This window comes from Candidatus Pantoea rara (assembly GCF_051136265.1).
Lineage (GTDB): Bacteria > Pseudomonadota > Gammaproteobacteria > Enterobacterales > Enterobacteriaceae > Pantoea > Pantoea rara.
This window is the reverse complement of record NZ_CP194942.1, coordinates 689,201-709,582: the sequence shown is the minus strand read 5'-3', so window position 1 is coordinate 709,582 and position 20,382 is coordinate 689,201. Positions and strand designations below refer to the sequence as shown.

14 protein-coding genes are annotated in these 20,382 nt (G+C 57.6%); 7 read left to right on the top strand and 7 right to left on the bottom strand.

The features are described 5' to 3' along the window. Positions 1-9: 9 nt before the first annotated feature. Positions 10-1,320 carry an MFS transporter gene (locus ACR8BF_RS03475; RefSeq protein ID WP_179898551.1) on the bottom strand — a complete coding sequence of 437 codons (1,311 nt, stop codon included), beginning with the start codon at positions 1,318-1,320 and terminating at the stop codon, positions 10-12. Positions 1,321-1,543: 223 nt separating this feature from the next. Between ACR8BF_RS03475 and ACR8BF_RS03470 the strand changes: the two genes are divergently transcribed. Then, positions 1,544-2,608, top strand: a complete 1,065-nt coding sequence (locus ACR8BF_RS03470) for a LacI family DNA-binding transcriptional regulator (protein ID WP_179898552.1) — start codon at positions 1,544-1,546, stop codon at positions 2,606-2,608. A gap of 10 nt (positions 2,609-2,618) precedes the next feature. Here ACR8BF_RS03470 and ACR8BF_RS03465 read toward each other — a convergent pair whose 3' ends face one another. Next, complete coding sequence (locus ACR8BF_RS03465; RefSeq protein ID WP_313700046.1) at positions 2,619-5,468, bottom strand: bifunctional diguanylate cyclase/phosphodiesterase; 2,850 nt, start codon at positions 5,466-5,468, stop codon at positions 2,619-2,621. Between the two features lie 273 nt (positions 5,469-5,741). After that, on the bottom strand, positions 5,742-6,353 hold the full coding sequence (locus tag ACR8BF_RS03460; protein ID WP_313700048.1) for a cupin domain-containing protein: 612 nt from the start codon (positions 6,351-6,353) through the stop codon (positions 5,742-5,744). 328 nt (positions 6,354-6,681) lie between these two features. Here ACR8BF_RS03460 and ACR8BF_RS03455 point away from each other — a divergent pair, with 328 nt between their 5' ends. After that, entirely contained in the window at positions 6,682-7,164 is a 483-nt protein-coding gene (locus ACR8BF_RS03455) for a YlaC family protein (RefSeq protein ID WP_136197976.1), read from the top strand. On the opposite strand, the gene ACR8BF_RS03450 is transcribed toward ACR8BF_RS03455, so the two are convergent. The 3 genes from ACR8BF_RS03450 to ACR8BF_RS03440 all read right to left on the bottom strand — a co-directional run bounded on the left by ACR8BF_RS03450 (position 7,161) and on the right by ACR8BF_RS03440 (position 13,085). Then, a complete protein-coding gene (locus ACR8BF_RS03450; protein ID WP_313700050.1) occupies positions 7,161-8,564 on the bottom strand; it encodes a PLP-dependent aminotransferase family protein in 1,404 nt (467 codons plus the stop codon). The two genes, ACR8BF_RS03455 and ACR8BF_RS03450, sit on opposite strands and share 4 nt — an antisense overlap. Before the next feature lie 141 nt (positions 8,565-8,705). After that, positions 8,706-10,853 (bottom strand): putative bifunctional diguanylate cyclase/phosphodiesterase, encoded by a 2,148-nt coding sequence (locus ACR8BF_RS03445; RefSeq protein WP_292987835.1) that lies wholly within the window; start codon positions 10,851-10,853, stop codon positions 8,706-8,708. A 147-nt stretch (positions 10,854-11,000) separates the two neighbouring features. Further along, positions 11,001-13,085: a bifunctional diguanylate cyclase/phosphodiesterase gene (locus ACR8BF_RS03440; protein ID WP_314985503.1), complete on the bottom strand. Its 2,085-nt coding sequence runs from the start codon at positions 13,083-13,085 to the stop codon at positions 11,001-11,003. Positions 13,086-13,628: 543 nt separating this feature from the next. On the opposite strand from ACR8BF_RS03440, the gene ACR8BF_RS03435 reads away from it, so the two are divergent. The 5 genes from ACR8BF_RS03435 to ACR8BF_RS03415 are packed head-to-tail and all read left to right on the top strand — an operon-like array spanning position 13,629 to position 18,886. After that, positions 13,629-14,198 (top strand): spore coat protein U domain-containing protein, encoded by a 570-nt coding sequence (locus ACR8BF_RS03435; protein ID WP_179898558.1) that lies wholly within the window; start codon positions 13,629-13,631, stop codon positions 14,196-14,198. A 46-nt stretch (positions 14,199-14,244) separates the two neighbouring features. Then, positions 14,245-14,736: a Csu type fimbrial protein gene (locus ACR8BF_RS03430; RefSeq protein ID WP_434745549.1), complete on the top strand. Its 492-nt coding sequence runs from the start codon at positions 14,245-14,247 to the stop codon at positions 14,734-14,736. Between the two features lie 25 nt (positions 14,737-14,761). Then, a complete protein-coding gene (locus ACR8BF_RS03425) occupies positions 14,762-15,457 on the top strand; it encodes a fimbrial biogenesis chaperone (RefSeq protein ID WP_313700057.1) in 696 nt (231 codons plus the stop codon). 7 nt (positions 15,458-15,464) lie between these two features. Beyond that, the gene (locus tag ACR8BF_RS03420) at positions 15,465-17,912 is read left to right on the top strand and encodes a fimbria/pilus outer membrane usher protein (protein WP_434745548.1); all 2,448 of its coding nucleotides are present in this window, start codon (positions 15,465-15,467) and stop codon (positions 17,910-17,912) included. Beyond that, positions 17,909-18,886, top strand: a complete 978-nt coding sequence (locus ACR8BF_RS03415; protein WP_434745547.1) for a Csu type fimbrial protein — start codon at positions 17,909-17,911, stop codon at positions 18,884-18,886. Before ACR8BF_RS03420 ends, ACR8BF_RS03415 begins: the two co-directional genes overlap by 4 nt. Here the strand turns inward: ACR8BF_RS03415 and ACR8BF_RS03410 are convergent. After that, positions 18,883-20,208: an MFS transporter gene (locus tag ACR8BF_RS03410; RefSeq protein WP_434745546.1), complete on the bottom strand. Its 1,326-nt coding sequence runs from the start codon at positions 20,206-20,208 to the stop codon at positions 18,883-18,885. The genes ACR8BF_RS03415 and ACR8BF_RS03410 overlap by 4 nt on opposite strands. Positions 20,209-20,382 lie beyond the last annotated feature (174 nt).

Here is a 20,382-nt window from a genome sequence, read left to right as displayed (position 1 = left end):
GCGATATCCTTATGGGTTAGCAGGGCGCTGGCGGCGTTCGGCGATCAGCATCACCAGGAAAACGGCACCAATCAGGTCAAAAAAGCCCATCGCCACAAACAGCGGATTGAAGCCGATGGTATCGGCGGTGACACCGATAATCAGCGAGAAGATAAAGCTGGCGATCCAGGCGCAGGAGCCGCGCATGCCGTTGACCGTGGCCATCTGGCGGCGATCAAAACGCTCTACCACCAGCGCGCTCAGCATGCAGGAGATCACCTGATGACCGAAGCCACCGACGGAGATCAGGGCGATAGCCAGCCAGGGATCTTTCACCAGCGTCATCAGCGCCAGCGAGACCATCAACAGAGCGCCGGTCACCGAACTGGCGACAATGGAGTTGACGCGGGTAAGTCCAAACCAGCGCACGTAGATTTTGGTCAGATAGCCGCTGGCGACGCTGCCAAGGTCGGCGGCCAGGAATGGCAGCCAGGCGAACATCACAATCTGCTTGAGATCCATGCCGCGCTCATTGGCAAGATAGAGTGGCACCCAGAAGCTCAGCACCGCCCAGGCCGGTTCAGCCAGAAACGCAGGAATAGCGATGCCGTAGAATTTCTTCTCTTTACCAATCACTTTCAGCGCGGTGAAAAACGGCAATTTTTCACCGATCGTTTCGTTGTCCTGATTAATAAAGTTGCGCTCTTCATCAGAGAGACGAGGATGGGTTTCCGGCGAGTGATAGCCCCACCACCAGAGTCCCACCCACAGCAGGCCCAGGCCGCCGGTCAGCAGAAAGGCGCCCTGCCAGCCAAAAGTAATATGCGCGACATAGATAATCGGGGGAGCCAGCATGGCACCAATTGAAAAGCCGACGCCCGCCCAGCCCGCAGCAACCGGACGCTCCTTTTTGGGAAACCAGTCACCGATCGCTTTGGCGTTAGCCGGTGTGGCCGCCGCTTCTGACGCCCCCATGACGAAACGCAGCAGCGCCAGATGCAGCCAGCTTCCCGCGCCAGCGTGCAGCAGGCAGGTCACCGACCAGATGAGCGCGCAAATCAGGAACCCCATCTTCAGTCCGATCACATCGATCAGCCAGCCGCAGATGGGCTGAAACAGGGTATAGGCCAACTGAAACGCGGCGACCACCCAGGAGTACTGTTCGGTACTCATATGCAGGCTGTTTTTCAGTTCCGGTGCCAGAATGCCGAGTGAGTTGCGGGTGATGTAATTGACGGTGACACCCAGCAGGAACATGCCCAGCATCCACCAGCGTAAATTTTTAATCACGCGCACCGTGCGTGACGCACTGATGGGTTTCGTTGTTGATTCGAGGCTCATTGTGCCACTCCTGATTACCATTGATGACGCACACCGCCAGCAGGCGTACCGCGTGTCCTTTTCACGAACTTAGAAAAGTGCGAAACGTGGGTACAGCCCCTTTTTTGCAACGATTTTCATGGCAGGCTTAATACCAACAGGAAATAGCACTGAAACGCTTATCTGACACGATTCAGCACACTATGAAAAATTTTTCATTAGCAGATTTGAAGGCGATCACAGAATGAAACAAAGGCTGAAAGTAGGCGAAATTGCAGCACTGAGCGGCGTCTCGATCAGCACGGTATCGCGCGTGCTGGCGGGTAAAGCGAATACCCGGCCCGCTACCCGGGACAAAGTGCTGGCCGTGGCGCAGCAGCAGGGCGTGCTTAACAACCTGCATAGTGGTCGCCTGCTGCTGAATAACCTGATGGTCTTTGCCCCACCCCGCGCCTTCGACGTGCGCAGTGACATCTTCTACTACAAGGTCATTCAGGGGATTAGCCAGGCGGTGGAGCCTCACGAGGTACGGCTGCGCTACTGCCCGCTGGAAGAGGTGGAAAGTGATGCCGCGCTGTTTATCGATAAGATGCAGCAGACCGAAGCGGCGTTGCTGATTGGCATTGATGATGAGCATATCCATCAGCTGGCGGCGGAGATGAACAAACCCTGCGTGCTGATTAACGCCCGCGATCGTCGTATGCGCCTGCCGTCGGTCTCGCCGCATCATCAGCTGATCGGCGAGTTTTCAGCGCGTTATCTGTTTGAGCAGGGACACCGGCAGATCCTGTCGCTGCACTGCCTGCGCCGTTACACCATGGAGCAACGACTTCAGGGCGTGCGCGACGCCTGGCATGCCATGAACCTGCGCTTTGACAGCCGCCAGCATCTGCTGACCCTGAATAGCTTCAGCAGCAATGAGGCGGCGGAACGATTAGGGGAATATCTGCGCCACTGCCCGGATGCGCTGCGCCCAACGGCGATTCTCGCGAGCGGAGATTACATTGCCGCTGGCGCCGTCACTGCGCTTGAGCAAGCAGGCCTGCGGGTGCCGCAGGATATTTCAGTGATGAGTATGGATGGGTTTAACCTGGCCGCTATTCACGATATTCCGCTGACGTCGGTGCAGGTGCCGCGTGATGAGCTGGGCGCTGCAGCAGTGAGAATGCTACAGGAGATGCGACTGAATCCCGGCACACCCACCGGTAGCCTGCTGCTGAATGGCAGGCTGGTGGTGCGGGAGTCTGTGCGTCGCATCCGCGACAATCTCAGCCATGCGCCGGTCCAGCAGCATGGCCTTTATGATTAATGCGGGAGGATTAACTCAGCGTCTTCAGTCGCAATTCTGACGGCTGAGGCCGTCCAAACAGAAAGCCCTGAAACAGCGTGCAGCCCTCATCGCGCAGCTTAGCGAACTGCTCATCGCTCTCTACCCCTTCGGCGGTAATCTGGATATCCAGACTGCGGCTCATGCCCGTAATGGCACGGATGATTGCCAGCGCCTCGCGGCTGTCGCCCATATCGTTGATAAAGGATTTGTCGATTTTGATTTTGTCGAACGGGAAAGAGCGCAGGTAGCTCAGCGACGAATAGCCGGTGCCGAAATCATCCAGCGCAATCTGCACGCCCAGCGCCTTGAGGTTTTGCAGGGTACGGATATTCCCCAGTGAATCATCCAGCAGCACCGATTCAGTGATCTCAACTTCCAGCCGCGCCGGATCGAGACCCGACTCCTTCAGCGCGCCTTCGACCACCGGCACCAGCGAGCTGTTTTTGAACTGCAATGGTGAGAGGTTGACCGAGACCGACTGCACCCCTTCCCAGCTCGCCGCTTCACGACAGGCTTCGTAAAGCGCAAACGCTCCCAGCATATGGATCAGGCCGGTCTCTTCCGCAATCGGGATAAAGTCGTTTGGCATGATCAAGCCACGGATCGGATGATGCCAGCGCATCAGCGCCTCATACCCAATAATTGTGTGGTGATCGCCATTGGTGATGGGCTGATAGTAGAGCCGCAGATGCCCGCCACTGATCGCATCACGCAGATCGTTTTCAATCAGACGCCGGCTGCGCGCCACATCGTCCATCTCCAGCGTAAAATGCTCATAGCGGTTACGGCCGTTGCGTTTGGCTTCATACAGCGCCATGTCCGCACAGCGCAGCAGCTGCTCTGGCGTATTGGTAATAGTGGTGCTGAGTGCAATACCTACGCTCAGCCCAACCGTCAGATTATGACCTTCCACATTAACCGGCGAACGAATCGCCTCGATCAGGCGCTGCGCTACCGCGCTTGCCTCATCACTGTTCGCCACCGAAGGCAGCACGATGGCGAACTCATCGCCACCGATACGCGCCAGCGTATCCTGGTCGCGCAGCACGTTGCGCAGACGCTTTGCCACGCTGCGCAGCAGCTCATCGCCAATCTGGTGACCCAGTGCATCGTTTACATTTTTAAAGTTATCGAGGTCAAGGCAGAGCGCGGCGGTCTGACGCTGTGCCTGACCAGCGCTGCGTAAGGCTTCACTCAGACGCTGGCGGAACAGCATGCGGTTCGGCAGGCTGGTAAGGTTATCGTGGTGCGCCATATGGTGAATACGGGCATCGGCGGCGCGCTGGTCGGTGACATCTTCTACTAGCAGCATCAGATAGTTACGGCGCGCATCCTGGCCATTAATCGCGGTAGCGCGGGTATGCAGAATGCGTTCGCCGCTGGCGGTCATCAGCAACTGCTCGCGCTCATGCATGCCTTCACTGCGCAGTGCAACATCGGCCAGATTATTAAAGTAGTCACTGAGTTCAGGCGACATGCATTCGTGCGGGCGCTTGTTGACGATCAGTGATTTGGACAGGCCGAACAGCTGCTGTGTGCGGTCATTAACCAGCAGGATTTCACGTGTGATCGCATCTTCCACAATCACGCAGGAGGGGATGTTGGCGATGATGTTATCGAGGAATCTGGAGAGCGCCGTTTTCTGGGTGCTCTGGGCTTCGGCCAGATCGCGGGCGCGCAGGATCTGCTGCTCCTGTTCACGGCGTTCCGTGCGGTCGCGGGTGATCTTGGCGAAGCCGACCAGTTTACCGTCATCATCATGGATGGCGTCGATCACCACATGCGCCCAGAAAGCGCTGCCATCTTTGCGGTAACGCCACCCCTCATCTTCAAAGCGGCCGGTTTTCAGCGCGATACCGAGGTTGGCTTCCGGCGTCCGGTTCAGCCGCTCATGGGAACTGTAGAACAGTGAAAAGTGCTGACCGACCACTTCTTCCGCTGTGTAACCTTTGGCGCGCTGTGCGCCGGCATTCCAGTTCACCACCACGCCATCGACGTCGAGCATATAGATGGCGTAATCGGTAACGCCTTCTACCAGCAGACGGAAACGCTGCTCCTGCTCCCGTTGCTCACTGCGGATGCGTTGCTGGTCGGTGCAGTCGCGGGTGATTTTGGCATAGCCCAGCAGCTTGCCCTGATCGTCGCGGATCGTGTCGATCACCACATTCGCCCAGAAGGCGCTGCCATCTTTGCGATAGCGCCAGCCTTCATCTTCAAACCGGCCGGTGCGATACGCGGTTTGCAGGTTCTGCTCAGGAACATGATTCAGCCGATCCTGCGCGCTGTAGAAGCGGGAAAAATGCTGACCGACGATCTCTTCCGCCACATAACCTTTGGCCCGCTGCGCGCCAGCATTCCAGTTCACCACGTTGCCGTCGTGATCGAGCATGTAGATGGCGTAATCGGTGACGCCTTCCACCAGCAGACGGAAGCGCGACTCCTGCTCCCGCTCTTTGTGCTGCTGTTCCTGTTGCCGGGTACAGTCACGGCAGATAGCAGCAAATCCGACCAGCTGGGCCACTTCATTGCGGATCGGATAGATCACCACGTGAGCCCAGAACGTACTGCCATCTTTACGACAGCGCCAGCCTTCGGTTTCAAACCGTCCGGTGGTCGCTGCCGTATCGAGTTCGCGCTGAAGCTGACCGCGACGGCGATCCTCTTCGTTGTAAAACAGAGCGGCATGCTGACCAATAATTTCGTCTGGCCTGTAACCCAGGACGTGCAGCCCCCCGCCGTTCCAGCTGGCGACGGTTCCATCCGGTTTAAGCATGGTGATCGCATAATCGATCACGCTTTGTACCAGCATGCGATAGATGACATCAGAGTTATTATCCATTGTTATTTGCCTGCTGCTCGGGAGCCGGTTAATGGCTTAAGAATGTTCTTAATAAACTGGCCGAGACTAAAGCGGAAAAGGTCTGCAAACACAAGCGTATCAAGAAGAATAACTAATCTTAGCAGGTGATATATCGGCAGCGGTGGCCAAATATTCAATGGTATGACAACAGGATTACGCGCATGGCATTGGCGTTTAAAAGAGATTTCAGGGCAAAAAAGCAGAAGCGCGAGGCGTGCTCGCGCTTAATTATTTCATGACGGGCGCAGATATTTACAGATCCATCTGTTGCTGTAAATGCAGTGCGGCAATGGGCTGCCAGATCTCGGTTAAGGCGCCCTCTTTGCCGGTAAAAGGATCCTGCGTCGGCAAGGGCACTTTTTTCACCTGCTCCTGGGCCATTTTCAGCTTCGCAGGCTCATCGCGCATCGTCTCTGGCGACATGCCCTGCGGATAGGCACCCACCACCATAAAATCTTCGCTGGCGCTGACCTGACGATGGCCGACACCTGCCGGAATCAGCACCGCATCGCCTGCGCGCAGGGTGACCATCCGGCCACTGTCGCCGCCAAACAGCACTTCCGCCCAGCCTTCCGCCACGCCCAGCAGTTCATGGGTGTTGGGATGATAATGGGTATAGGGGAAAATCGGATAACGCCAGGCAGGCGGCCAGCCGTTTTCTTCGAAGGTTTTTTCAAACCACGTCGCGATCTCCTCATCTTCCGGCACCACCCGCGGCCAGATAATCAGAGGTAACGGGTTATTAGGCACGCCGCCCGAGGGGATACCGAACATAAGATGCTGAGGATTATCAGAGGCCCCGGCCGAGAAGGTTCCCGCAGCAAAGGACATCATTAACATCAGACTGGAGGATGTGGCACGCATACAGGTTCTCCGTTTTTTCTAAGTGTGGCAAACCTCCAGCACAATGCAATGTGCGCCAGAGAACACAATTGAGATAATTGACTGATATTGCTGACTAAAGCCAAATGTGTCGTTAACAATATTGCAACGAGGTCGTTGCGGGACGGCGGGAAGCGGTTCTTACTGCGGCAAAGTGTTGCAAAATGTCACATGTACAGACCCCCGCCGCTTCAGCCCGTTTTTCTGGTACGCATTTTCTCAACTGTTATAGAAAAATCGAACAAATCTGTTTCTGATATGCTTGACTGTTATCTGTTGTAATAGCTAACAGATGACAGTGAGGTAACCAATGGACGCTATTAAACAAATTCTGATTGACGAGATCGCCACGCTGAACCGCGAAGAACGTCGCGACAATTTGCCGCGCTTTAGCCTCTCGTTTCTGAAAAACCATCCTGGCCTCTGGGCAGTCATGTACCTCTGCTATGGGCTGTGCGTGGCGCTGATTTTCACCACCGAGATGCTCGGCTGGCCCGCTTTCTGGTTTGCCACCGTGTTTGTGCTGGTGATGAGCGTGCTGATGCTGCTGGATATCAACCCGAAATATCGCTTCGAAGATATCGATGCGCTCGATTTGCGCGTCTGCTACAACGGCGAGTGGTATTACGTCCAGCCGGTGCGCGAACAGGCTATTTCCCGCATTCTGTCGCTGCCTGAGACGCCGGAGCGGGTAAAAACCGGCATCCAGCGTCTGCTGACACAAAAAGGGGAAGTGGACTTCTATGATGTCTACTACCTGACCTGGGGCCATCAGGAAGCGGCACGGGTTTAATCGCTCTGCGGCTCCGCCATCAACTGACCCAGCGTTGCTATTGCCGCCTCGGCCCGGCTATCCCACGGCCAGGCGGTATTCAGCCGAAAACAGTGACTGAACTGCTCCCCTGCCGAAAATAACTGCCCCGGTGCAATACTGATCCCCCGCGCCAGCGCCTGCTGATAGAGCCGGGTAGTATTGATGCGATCCGGCAGCGTCACCCAGAGAAAATAGCCGCCGCGTGCTTCGCTGACCGTGGCCTGTGGTGGCAGCACCTTCAGCAACGCCTGCCGCACCATCTGCTGCCGCTTCGCCAGAATCTGCCGCAGCCGCTTCAGATGAGTGTCGTAACGCCGCGTGGCAAGAAAATCGGCCAGCGCCAGCTGCATCGGGGCGCTGGTCGAGAGCGTGCTCATCAGCTGTAGCCGCTGAATACGCTGCGCATGTTGTCCTGCCGCAACCCAGCCAACGCGAAATCCCGCCACCAGCGACTTTGAAAACGACCCGCAGTGCAGCACGTTCCCCTGGCGATCCCAGGCTTTCGCCGGCAATGGCGCCACATTCCCCGCCCAGAGTTCGGCATAGACGTCATCTTCGATCATCGGTACCTGATAGCGTGCAAGCAGCGCCACCAGCGCTTGTTTGCGTTCCGGGGTTAACGTCACGCTCAGTGGATTCTGCAGGGTTGTCATTAGCCAGCAGGCCTTTACCGGCCAGCGTTGCAGAGCCTCCTCCAGCTGAACAAGGTCGATGCCCTGTTTTGCATCGACCGGAATCGCCAGCGCTTTGAGCTTCAGTCGCTCTATCGCCTGCAGCGCGCCATAAAAACCCGGATGTTCAATTACTACATAGTCGCCGGGTTCGGTCAGGGATTGCAGGCTGAGGTTCAGCGCCTCCAGCGCCCCGCTGGTAATAACAATCTCATCCGGCGACAGAGTGATGCCCTGACGCGCATAACGCTGCGCGAGGAGCTGTCGCAGCGTGGCGTTGCCGGGTGGAAGATTGTGCAGCGCATCGGTTGGCGTCAGATGATGAGAGACGTTCGCCAGTGATCGCATCAGCTGGCGCTGTGGAAAGAGCGCGGGATCGGGAAAAGCGGAACCAAATGGCACGATAGCGGGATCGCGCGTGGCCTGCAGCACATCAAACACAAAATCGTTGATATCCACCTGTTCGCTGATTGCCACACTCAGCGGTGCGGGGGCTAAGGCTCGCGGTGCCACGTAGTAACCTGACTGTGGGCGGGAGACGATCCAGCCCTGACTCTCCAGCAATTCATAGGCATGCAGCACCGTCATCAGACTGACGCCCTGCTGCGCCACCTGCTGACGCAGAGAGGGTAAACGGGTGCCCGGCAGCCAGATGCCGGCCTCAATCTGCTGCTGAATCTCATCCATCAATCGCTGGTATTTCGCCACGGGTCGCCTCTCCCTGTTTAACCGTGAATAGTTAAACCGCAAGTAGTTTAAGCGCGAGACTTTACCACGGCAGGCGACCAATGGCAGGCGGCTATCGCTTAGCGCATGCGACCGCGCGGATTATGAGCGGCGTCAGGCGTCTCAGACCGCCGCCACTTGCGGCGTCAACAGTGGATCGACTTCAGGGCTCAGGCTGACATCCGCCAACGCCTCATCGGTTTCCGCCAGCACAAAATTAGCCAGGTCTGGCACCCGATCCGGGGGAACCGGCTTGCCCAGCAGATAGCCCTGAAGCGTGTTACAACCCAGGCGGGTCAGGAAAGCCTGCTGTTCGGCGGTTTCAACACCCTCAGCCACCACTTTCAGTTGCAGCGACTGCGCCAGTGCCACAATCGCCGACACAATGGTGGCATCTTCTTTCTGATGCTGCAGTTCATTCACAAAGGCCCGGTCGATCTTCAGCTCGCTGGCCGGCAGACGTTTCAGATAGAGCAGGCTGGAGTAGCCCGTGCCGAAGTCATCAATTGAGGCTTTTACGCCGAGCTGGGTCAGCTCGGTGAGAATACGTACGCTCTCATCAGGATCGCGCATCGCGGTCGTTTCTGTCACTTCCAGGGTCAGCAGTTCAGCCGGAATCTGATGTTTTTCCAGCGCATCCACCACCGTCGCTACCAGATTCGACTGCTCAAACTGCAGCGCTGACAGGTTCACCGCCACGGACCAGTCCGGATGGCCCTGCAGGTGCCACTGGCGCAGCTGGCGACAGGCTTCATGGATCACCCAGTTGCCGATGTTGACAATCATGCCGGTCTTTTCCGCCATCGGCAGGAATTTATCCGGCGACAGCAGGCCGCGCTTCGGATGCTCCCAGCGCAGCAGCGCCTCGAAACCGAGAATCGGGCCACACGGCGCGCAATATTTTGGCTGATAGAACAGGCGCAATTCATCGTTATCCAGCGCCTGCCAGAGATCGTTATTCAGCTGAAGCTGGCTCTGCGCCTGAATGTTCATTGAGGGCTGGAAGAAGGTATAGCCGTTGCGGCCATTATTTTTGGTGTGGTACATCGCCGCATCGGCGTTAAACATCAGTTCGCGCTCATCCATGCCATCGCCAGGATAAACCGCGATGCCAAGACTCAACGAGACCACCAGTTCATAGCGTGAGATATCAAACGAACGCCCCACCGCTTTAACCAGCTTATCGGCAATGGCCGCCGCATCGTTGGGATCATCAATCTCCACCAGCAGCACGAACTCGTCACCTCCGAGCCGCGCCAGCGTGTGGTAACCGTTCATCTGCTGGCTCATCCGCTCGGTCACGCCGACCAGCAGACTGTCGCCAATGTGGTGCCCGAACGCGTCGTTAACTGCCTTAAACCTATCGAGATCCATAAACATCAGGGCAAACTGCGTCTGCTCACGGTTCGCTTTATTGATCGCCTGCTCCAGCCGGTCTTCCAGCAGAATGCGGTTTGGCAGGCGCGTCAGGTTATCGTGCAGCGCCAGCTGTGCCAGCTCGCGGTTCGCTTCAGCCAGTGAGCTGGCGAGAATCGACGTACGCGCCTGCATCCGCGCATCCAGCATCGAGACCAGCAGCGTTATGCCCAGAATCGAGATCGTGACCACCGTGACCAGAATCGCCAGCCAGTTGCTGTTAACACCCTGACCGACCGGATGACTATGGACAGGAAACTCTGCCGCCATCATGCCGGTATAGTGCATGCCCGCAATCGCACAGCCCATCACCACCGAGGCACCAATGCGCAGCAGAGTGATCCGGCTGGTCTGCCCTTCCCGAAGATTAAACGCCAGCCACAGCGCTGCACCAGAGGCGGCCAGGGCGATCACGACTGAAAGCCCTACCCAGCCCCACTTCCAGACAATGCCGGGCGAGAACATCAGCGCCGCCATGCCGGTGTAGTGCATCGCCACCACGCCACTGCCGAGGATCAGTGCCCCCCCCACCAGACGCGATAAGGGCAGATCGGCACTGCTGCAGACCAGCCACAGCGCAAATATTGATGCACAGACCGCGATGGCGGCGGAGAAGGCCGTCAGTCCGGCGTTGTAGCTCATGACCATCTCCATGCTCATCGACAGCATGCCGATAAAGTGCATCGCCCAGATGCCAATGCCCATGGAAAACCCGCCGCCGAATAGCCAGACCAGCGCGACTTTGCCGGTGGAATGCACCACTCTTCCCGCCATATCTAAGGCAGTAAACGAAGCCAGCATCGCCACAAGAACGGAGACGATAACGATAAAAGAGTCGTATGAGGTTGCTAACATAGTGCATTCCCGCAAAAAGCCATGCTGATGGTCAGGCAGAGGTATTTTAAATTTATACTCTTTGTTATCGGCACGGCCCGGCGGTAAATAAGCCGTGAACCCTGCGCCCTTTCCACTCATTCTGAGTGATGAAATCTATCGCCAGCGTCAGACCGGCACTGAGGCTGTCGGCGTTCGCAGCAGGGGAAAATTAAACGCATCAACCCGGTCCGCTGGCGTCGGCTTGCCCAGCAGATACCCCTGCAGCGCATCAAAGCCCAGGCTGGTGAGCAACTGCTGCTGCTCTTCCGTCTCAACACCTTCCGCCACCATGCGCAGGTTAAGGCTTTGCGCCAGCGTCAGCATCGCGCTGACCACGGTCGCATCTTCACTGCCAGGGCGCAGACAGTTGATAAAGCTGCGATCGATTTTGAGTTCACTGGCATCCAGATCCTTAAGATGCAGCAGGTTGGCATAGCCGATGCCGAAATTATCAATGGCCACGCTGACGCCCGCCTGCTGCAGTTCACGAATACGCTGCTGGCTGAAAACGGGATCGCGCATAGCTATCACTTCCGTGATCTCCAGCATCAGCGCACTCCCGGGCAACTGATACCGCGCCAGCGTCTGCGTCAAGGTGTTCAGCAAATCACGCTGGTGAAACTGCAACGCGGAAAGATTCACCGAGACCGTCCAGTCGCTGTGTCCCTGACTGTGCCAGATTCTCAGCTGACGGCACGCCTCATCGATTACCCAGTTGCCGAGCGCGACAATCTGGCCGGTTTTTTCGGCACGCGGCAGAAACAGTTCCGGCGTCAGGATACCGCGCTGCGGATGCTGCCAGCGCAGCAGTGCTTCGAACCCCATGAGTCGTGTGCCACCGGAACGGAATTTAGGCTGATAGAACAGCCGCATCTGCTGGCGCTCGATCGCCTCCCAAAGATCGTTTGCCAGCTCCAGCTGATGCTGTGTCGCAATTCTCATCTCCGCTTCAAACAGGCACCAGCCGTTTCGTCCGCTGTGTTTGGTGTGGTACATCGCTGCATCCGCGTTCAGCAGCAGCTCCTGCCGGTTGAGGCCGTGCAGCGGAAATATTGCGATGCCCGCGCTGAGTGAAACGTGCAGCACGTAGCGATCCAGCTCGAACGGCGTACTGATTACTTTAACCAGTTTTTGCGCCAGCTGACAGGACGGGCTAATGTCGCACGCCTCTGCCATCAGCACAAATTCATCGCCGCCCAGACGCACCAGCAGCATCGTGTTACTGAGCTGGCTGCGCAACCGCTCCGCTACTGCCACCAGCAAGCGATCACCGACGTGGTGCCCCCAGGTGTCATTCACCGCTTTGAAGCCATCGAGATCCATGTAGATCACGGCAAAGCGATGCTCATGGAGCATCGCCTGTTTAATGGCCAGATCGAGCTGCTGCTCCAGCATCACCCGATTGGGCAGCGTGGTCAGGTTGTCATGCAGCGCCAGCTGACGCAGCTCCTGGTTAGCGCGCCGGAGTCGGGTCGCCAGCCGCGCGGCGCGCAGCTGCGCATCCAGCATGGAGCTCAGCAGCGTGACACCCAGAATGATCAACGTAATCAGCGTCACCCACAACGCCAGCCCCGGATTACTGACGCCGCCCGGCTGCATTGTGCTGCTCTCACTGAAGTGGGCTGCAGACATGCCAACATAGTGCATACCGGCGATGGCGATGCCCATTACCAGCGAGGCAAGGCCCCGCCTCATCAGCAGAGGATGGTCGGCCTGACGCAGATGAAACGCCAGCCACAGCGCCAGACCTGAGGCCGCTAAGGCAATCAGTATGGAGAGCGCGATCCGCAGTGCATCCCACTCCGGTCGCGGATCAATCAACAGTGCATACATGCCGAGATAGTGCATCACTACGACCCCAGCGCTGAGGATTAGCGCGCCGCGCAGCAGCCGCGGACGCGTGAGATGCAGACCGCCCACCGTCTGACCAAAGGCGAGCATAGACGCCAGAATAGCCACCAGCAACGAGAGGATCGTCAGCCGTGTGTCAAAACGCATCGTCATCGGCATCATCATCGCCAGCATCCCGATAAAGTGCATCGCCCAGATGCCAATGCCCATGGCGGTGCCGCTCACCAGCAACCATAACCGGGCGCTCCAGCCACGGGATACTGCCACCCGTCCGGCGGTATCCAGGGCTGTAAAAGAAGCAATAAACGCCACGATCAGCGAAACGCCGATCAGAACGTTATCCCAGGTGACAGGCAACATCTGTAGCTCCTCACCACCCGCGCAGAAACGGATGCTGTGTGTAGTCTGATAAATGATCTAAAAACACCTGATGGGTGAAGGTGTTTAAATTTCGGTATGTTGTGAACCCGAAGGCCCGGCAAAACATGTCCGCAGACGCAGGCCCTTAAAGGCCTGCGTCTTATTACCCGTCTGCTTTGCCAGCGGATAAATCGTTATTATGTCTGATTGGTACAGGAACAGGTCACCGAAGCAGAAAGCCTGTCAGATGCCAAAAAAACCCGGGATTTTGCTTTCCCGTTTTGCTTATACGCCTTGCTGTAACTGGGTTATCGGCCAGAGAAGTCATTTGATTAATGGAAAATAAATGGCAGGACTTCGCGTAATGCATTAAGTGATCTATAGTAAGTAAAATTGATATAAATCATCATTCTTAAGTCTAAGATTTATCTTAAGACAGCGGCACTGCCCGCCTTGCTACTTTTATTTCCTTACTTTGGGTTGAATCGTTAAGAAACACCGGGTGAAAAAGCACTGACTCTCGATAATCCGTAAGGAAATATTATGAAACTCAAGCTTTTTCTGTGTGCCATTGCAGGTTTTACTGTCGCAATTCCCGCATTAACCCAGGCGGCGACGACCTCGGGAACCATCAATGCTACGTTAACGCTGACCACCGGGTGCCTGGTGAACGGTCAGTCAGCCACGGCGGGTGTCAACTTCGGTACCCTGAACTTTGGTAGCAGCGCCGCCACCTTTGATACTCTGAACGCCACACTGGTTGGTGCGGCAGGTAACGGTATTTTTGTCCGCTGTACCACGGGTCAGGACTACAGCGTGGTGGTGACCAGCAGTAATGCTGCGCCGGCGACCATCTATGGCACTGCCTCGACATCGCCGCGTTATCTGATTCTGGGATCGAATAATGCGCAGGGCATCGCCTATACCCTCTACAGTGACGCCTCCTTCACCACGGCGATCGCCAACAATACACCTATCGCGGCCAGTGGAACCACTGACCCGACGCGGGGAACCAACTACGCCATTTATGGCCGGGTAGTTGGCGGTGGTTTTAATCCCCTGATTCCTGCCGGAACCTATACCGATACGATTAACGTTGCCGTGAACTATTAACTGCTGTCGCAGGTAAATAAGGGTGGTTCTCTGGCGATCCTGCCTGATGATCGCATGCGGTCTGCCTCTGCTGATAGTGAGCATCAGCGCCTGGAGTCTGCCCACCAGCACCTTCCAGGTTACCGCTTCGGTGGTGGCAGGCTGCGTGATATCTGGTACCAATACCGGCGTTTTTGGCACGCTTAATTTCGGTACGCAGTCTGGCGTGGCGGCCACAACCGTCAGCGCCAGCTTTCTGCAAAGCACCTCGATAAATCTTGCCTGTACACCGGGCACCACACTGAGTATGAGCATTAATCAGGGCAGCAATTTCACCACCACCCGCAACCTGAAGCTGCCCAATTTCAGCAATACCGTTCCCTATACGCTCTTTAGTAACGCCAGCCACACCACGGTGATCCCGGTCAACCAGGCGGTGCCGCTGAGCTACAGCAATGCCAGTAATATTACGCTGCCGATCTATGGCCAGCTACAACTCCCCGGCACCGCGCGCGCCGGCGTTTATACCGATACGCTGACCGTCACCCTGAGCTGGTGAGGCAATAGAAAACAAGGATATGAACATGAAGTCACTGCGCGCCCTGCTGCTGCTGAGTCCCACCCTGCTCTCTCCGGTCTTTGCCGCTAATTCGGTGATGATCTGGCCTATTGATCCCGCGATTAATCCTGAAGAGAAAGCCAGTGAGCTCTGGCTGGAGAATCGCGGTAGCAGCACCACCATGATGCAGATCCGCGTCTTCAACTGGCAGCAAATCAACGGCCAGGAGCAGTATCAGACCCAGCAGCAGGTGGTCGCCAGCCCGCCGATGGTGCGGATGGAACCGGGCCAGAAACAGCTGGTCAGGCTGATTAAACAGACGCCGCCCGCGGCCGGTAAAGAGCTGGCCTACCGGGTGTTGCTGGATGAGATCCCGACACCGCGCACGCCTGGCGAGAATCAGGCCGGACTGACTTTCCAGATGCGCTATTCGGTGCCGCTGTTTGTTTATGGTGCCGGACTCTCTACCGACACCGCCCGCCCGGCTCTGCGCTGGCAACAGGTCAGCGAGGGCGGCAAGCGCTGGCTGCAACTGACTAACAGCGGCAACGGCCATGCCCGGCTGAGCAATGTCGCGATTGGGGGTCGCAAACTGGGTGAAGGTTTATATGGCTATGTGCTGGCGGACAGCGCTTACCGCTGGCCGCTCACTTCGCCGGTCAGCGGCGAGCTTACCGCAGAGGTCAACAAGAGCCCGTGGCGCAGCGCTGCCCAGAAGTAAGCGCTGAATGAGACCTTTTTCCCTCCATCCCTGCGCGCTGGCGGTGGCCAGCGTCATCTACGCTTTTACGCCGGAGCCTGCGCTGGCGGAGACTTACTCATCCCTGCCACCGCCACCCAGCCTGCAGACCAGCAACAGCGGTCAGCAATATATGCTGGAGCTGGTGATCAACCAGCAGGAGAACGGAAATATTGTGCCGGTCGAACAGCGCGACGGCCATTTCTGGCTACGCAGCGGCGATCTGCAGCGTGCCGGTCTGCCACCGGATAAGCTGGGTCAGCAGGAACAGGTGGATATCAGTAGCCTGCAACCCGTCAGGGTGGAGTATGACGCTGCGCGGCAGCGACTGCTACTCACCGTGCCGCCTGAGTGGCTGCCCGGTCAGGTGATTGGCGAGGCGAAGAACGGACCGCGCTATCCGGGGCGCACCAGCAGCGGCGCGCTGATCAACTACGACCTCTACGCCAGCCGCACCGATACCACCGGCACCCGACTTGCTGCCGGAAACGAACTGCGGCTGTTTGGTGATGCCGGACACTTCTCCACCAACGGCGTCTGGCAGCAGCAGCTGGAAGGCCGAACGACGTCTCAGGACAACGGCTATATCCGCTACGACAGCTGGTGGAGTAACGAAGATGAGAACACGGCCGTGAGCTGGCGGGTCGGCGATCTGGTGACTGACTCGCTCGCCTGGAGCAGCAGCGTGCGGCTCGGCGGTATCCGGGTCGGTCGCGACTTCAGCGTCCGTCCCGATCTGTTGACTTATCCGCTGCCCGCCTTTTCCGGCCAGGCTGCCGTTCCCTCCACTGTCGATCTTTTTATTAACGGCTATCGTTCCAGCCAGGCAAACGTGCAGCCAGGCCCCTGGTCGATGACCAATATGCCGTTCGTTAACGGCGCGGGTGACGCGGTGATTACCACTACCGACGCGGTGGGCCGACGCGTCACCACCACCATGCCGTTTTACGTCTCCAGTAACCTGCTGAAAGCGGGGTTGTCGGACTATGCATTCTCTGCCGGAGCAATACGCGAGAACTACGGCCTTAAAAACTTCGATTACGGTGCGGCGGCCGCCAGCGGCTCATATCGCTACGGCATGACCGACTGGCTGACGCTGGAGAGTCATGCCGAAGGCAGCGAAACCCTGGCGATGGGTGGGCTGGGGGGACAACTGCGTGTCGGCAGCTGGGGTGTGGTTAACGGCGCAGTGGCGCAAAGTCAGCTCGATGGTGAAAGCGGCAGACAATATAGCTGGGGCTATCAGTACAACAATCGCTGGTTCAACATCGGCACGCAGCAGACCCAGCGCAGCAGCGACTTTGGCAACCTGGCCCTGGTCGGCAGCCGTGCCGGTAGCCAGGCGGATAGCCGTTACGCGCTGTCGCGCCGCAGTGCCCAGTACAGCGCCAGCGTCTCACTGAACCGCTTTGGCAGCGTCGGTGCCGCCTTCATCGATATCACCGACGGCCAGGGCGATCGTACCCGCTTGTGGAACCTCTCCTGGAGTAAAAATCTGTGGGGCAACAGCAGCCTCTATGTCTCAGCCAGCCGTGATCAGGAGGAGAAGAGCTGGACCGGCGCCCTCTCGCTGGTGATTCCGTTTGGCGAACAGGGCAGCGCGGCCATCAGCACCGAACGCGATCAGCGCGGCCGCGACAGCCAGCGTATCTATGCTTCCAGCGCCATGCCCAGCGACGGCGGGTTCGCCTGGGATGCCTCATGGGCGAATCAGAGCGGTGACAGCGGTGATTACCGTCAGGGTAGTCTGCGCTATCGCAACAACCAGATCGACACCTCCGGCGGCTTCTACGGCGATAATGACAACCTGACGCAGTGGGCTGATCTCTCTGGCGCGCTGGTGTTAATGGACAACAGCGTCTTTGCCGCAAACGCCATCAACGACGCCTTTGTGCTGGTGAAAACCCGCTATCCCGACGTGAACGTGCGCTATGAAAATCAGTCGATGGGACGCACCAATCAGCAGGGCTATCTGCTGGTCCCCGCCATCAGCAGTTACTACCCAGCCAAATATGATATCGACACGCTCGACCTGCCCGCCGATATGACCACGCCTCATGTTGAGCAGCGTTTTGCGGTGAAACGTCAGAGCGGCTACCTGCTTAACTTCCCGGTGGAGAAACTGCGTTCAGCCAGCGTGATCCTGGTCGATGCGCAGGGCGAGCCGCTGCCGGTCTCAAGCCTGGTGCAGCGTCCTGACCACCCCACCGAGTATGTTGGCTGGGATGGCATCGTCTGGATGGAAAATCTCACTGCCCGTAATCCGGTGCAGGTAGTGACGCCCGATGGCCGCCACTGTGAAACCGAACTGCGCATCGCTAGCGGTCAGCCGCAGGCGCTGAAAACTTACGGCCCCCTGACCTGTGCGCTGCCCGCGCCCGCCGCTGGCAGCGCCGCCTCTCCCGCTGAATCTTTTACGTCCGGAACCCAACCATGATGAAATCGCTGTTACTGGCTGGCCTGCTGCTGATACTGCCTTCACTGGGTTACGCTGCCTGCACCCTGCCCGCCTCCACCGCCAGCTTTGGATCGGTTACTACCTTTGTAGCGAACACTGCCGTCAGTTCGGTCACCACCAACGCCAACGTCAACTGTGGGTCAGGCTCGGCGGTGTCGCTGCTCGGCAATAACCAGATCACATTTCAGCTGACCAGTGCGACCAATATCAGCGGCACGCGCGGCGTCCTGAAGCGCAGCGGAGATACCGGCAGCGATAATGTGCCGGTACGGCTCTGCACCGACAGCGCCTGTGCCGGTGAACTGACCATTGGCGGCACGCCGTTTGTTTATAGCTCCCAGACCCTGGCTAATCTGGCCGGTCTGCTGGGCAGCCTTAACTTCGCGATTCCGGTTTATCTGCGTACCGTGCCCGGTCAGGTGGTGGCCGCGGGTACCTATACCGTCACGCTGAATATGGCGGTGACTTACCGCATCTGCACCAGTGTCAATGTCGTCAATTTCTGTTTAAACGAGCAGAATGGCAGCGGCGTGATCCCGATTAACATCACCGTTATCCTCACCAATGATTGCACCACGATTACGGCGCCCAATATCAGCTTTGGCAGTGCGCCGCTGGTGGGCAGCTTCTCTGCCGTATCGCAGACCATCAATGTGCTGTGCAGTAAAGGCAGCACCTATACCGTCGGGCTGAGCAATGGCAGCTATCCGGCGGGCAGCGTCAGAAATATGGCGAGCGGGGCGAATCGTCTGAGCTATGAAATTTACCAGGGCACCACCAGCAATCGCTGGGGACCAACGGGCACGGAACGCTGGAGCAGCACCACCTCGACGGCGGTATCCACAGATGGACTGACGCGCGGCTTTAATTACACCGCGCGCATCCTGACCACTCAGAACACGCCGCCTGCGGGAAACTACAGCGACAGCGTGGTGGTCGATTTGTCGTTTTAAAGTGAGGCGCTGACCGCCGTCGTGCCGTTCTGACGCAACCGATACTGCTTCACCATCCGGCCAATCAGCAGCGTACCAATCAGCCCGCAGACGGCAGCAAAGGTCAGCCAGACACCAGGCATCGCTTTATCGCCCGTGGCGTGGATCAGATAGCTGGAGATAGCTGGCGTGAAGCCGCCAAACAGTGCCGTCGCCAGGCTATAGGCCATGGAGAAACCGGCAGCGCGCACCTCGGCAGGCATAATCTCCGCCAGATAAACCACCATCGCACCGTTGTAACTGGCATAGAGGAACGACAGCCACAGTTCCGCTTCCAGCAGGTGGGCGAAGCTGGCCGACCCCACCATCCAGTGCAGCACCGGCCAGGTGGTGACAATCATCAGCAGGGTAAAGCCAATCAGCAACGGACGGCGTCCGACGCGGTCCGACAGCGCGCCCATCAGCGGCAGCCAGAAGAGATTGGAAACACCCACACAGAGCGTCACCAGAAACGCCTGCTTGTCACTCATCATCAACACGGTTTTGCCAAAGGTCGGCGTAAAAGCGGTGATCATGTAGAACATGACCGTGGTGGTGACCACCATCAGCATCCCTGCCAGCACCAGCGCCCAGTTGCTGGCGACTGAGCGCATAATTTCCGTCATGCTCGGATGATGTTTACGTTTGCTGAACGCTTCAGTCTCTTCCAGCATCCGGCGGATATAGAACAGGAACGGCACAATCAGGCAGCCGACCACAAACGGGATACGCCAGCCCCACTCCGTCACCGCCTCTTTCGCCAGCAGATGATTCAGCATCAGACCCAGCAGCGCAGCAAAGATCACCGCAATCTGCTGACTGCCCGACTGCCAGCTCACGAAGAAGCCTTTGCGTCCTTCGGGCGCGACTTCGGCCAGATAGACCGACACCCCGCCCAGCTCAACGCCCGCCGAGAAGCCCTGCAGCAGTCGTCCCAGCAGGATCAGAATGGGCGCTGCCACGCCCAGCGTGGCATAGCCTGGCACCACCGCAATGGTCAGGGTACCGATCGCCATCAGGCCCAGCGTCAGCAACAGGCCTTTACGACGACCATGATGGTCGATGTAGGCCCCCAGAATGATCGCCCCCAGTGGGCGCATAAGGAAGCCAGCACCAAAGGTCATCAGGGTCAGCATCAGGGAGGCAAACGGGTCATCACCAGGGAAGAAGGTTTTTGAAATGGCGGTCGCGTAGTAGCCGAACACCATGAAATCGTACATCTCCAGGAAGTTACCACTGGTGACGGTAAAAATGGTTCGGGCGGCACTTTTCGGCGTGTTTTGTAAAGACGGGGTGTGACTCATAACGGCTTCCTGTTGTTTTTTAGCCGTTTTAGCCTGCCTGAAGCAGGATTAATGTGACCTGAGTCACCATTGCACTTTACAAATCTATGTACATAAGTAACAACCAATTAACAATTCAGAGCAGGCAGCATAAGTGATCGGCCTGACCGGCGATCTTCCTGATTTTATCTGGCT

Bases quoted from the DNA above. Each gene is read 5' to 3' on its own strand.
- ACR8BF_RS03465 (WP_313700046.1), bottom strand. From the start codon at position 5,468: ATGGATAATAACTCTGATGTCATCTATCGCATGCTGGTACAAAGCGTG.
- ACR8BF_RS03470 (WP_179898552.1), top strand. From the start codon at position 1,544: ATGAAACAAAGGCTGAAAGTAGGCGAAATTGCAGCACTGAGCGGCGTC.
- ACR8BF_RS03445 (WP_292987835.1), bottom strand. From the start codon at position 10,853: ATGTTAGCAACCTCATACGACTCTTTTATCGTTATCGTCTCCGTTCTT.
- ACR8BF_RS03420 (WP_434745548.1), top strand. From the start codon at position 15,465: ATGAGACCTTTTTCCCTCCATCCCTGCGCGCTGGCGGTGGCCAGCGTC.
- ACR8BF_RS03440 (WP_314985503.1), bottom strand. From the start codon at position 13,085: ATGTTGCCTGTCACCTGGGATAACGTTCTGATCGGCGTTTCGCTGATC.
- ACR8BF_RS03415 (WP_434745547.1), top strand. From the start codon at position 17,909: ATGATGAAATCGCTGTTACTGGCTGGCCTGCTGCTGATACTGCCTTCA.
- ACR8BF_RS03435 (WP_179898558.1), top strand. From the start codon at position 13,629: ATGAAACTCAAGCTTTTTCTGTGTGCCATTGCAGGTTTTACTGTCGCA.
- ACR8BF_RS03455 (WP_136197976.1), top strand. From the start codon at position 6,682: ATGGACGCTATTAAACAAATTCTGATTGACGAGATCGCCACGCTGAAC.
- ACR8BF_RS03425 (WP_313700057.1), top strand. From the start codon at position 14,762: ATGAAGTCACTGCGCGCCCTGCTGCTGCTGAGTCCCACCCTGCTCTCT.
- ACR8BF_RS03430 (WP_434745549.1), top strand. From the start codon at position 14,245: ATGATCGCATGCGGTCTGCCTCTGCTGATAGTGAGCATCAGCGCCTGG.
- ACR8BF_RS03460 (WP_313700048.1), bottom strand. From the start codon at position 6,353: ATGCGTGCCACATCCTCCAGTCTGATGTTAATGATGTCCTTTGCTGCG.
- ACR8BF_RS03410 (WP_434745546.1), bottom strand. From the start codon at position 20,208: ATGAGTCACACCCCGTCTTTACAAAACACGCCGAAAAGTGCCGCCCGA.
- ACR8BF_RS03475 (WP_179898551.1), bottom strand. From the start codon at position 1,320: ATGAGCCTCGAATCAACAACGAAACCCATCAGTGCGTCACGCACGGTG.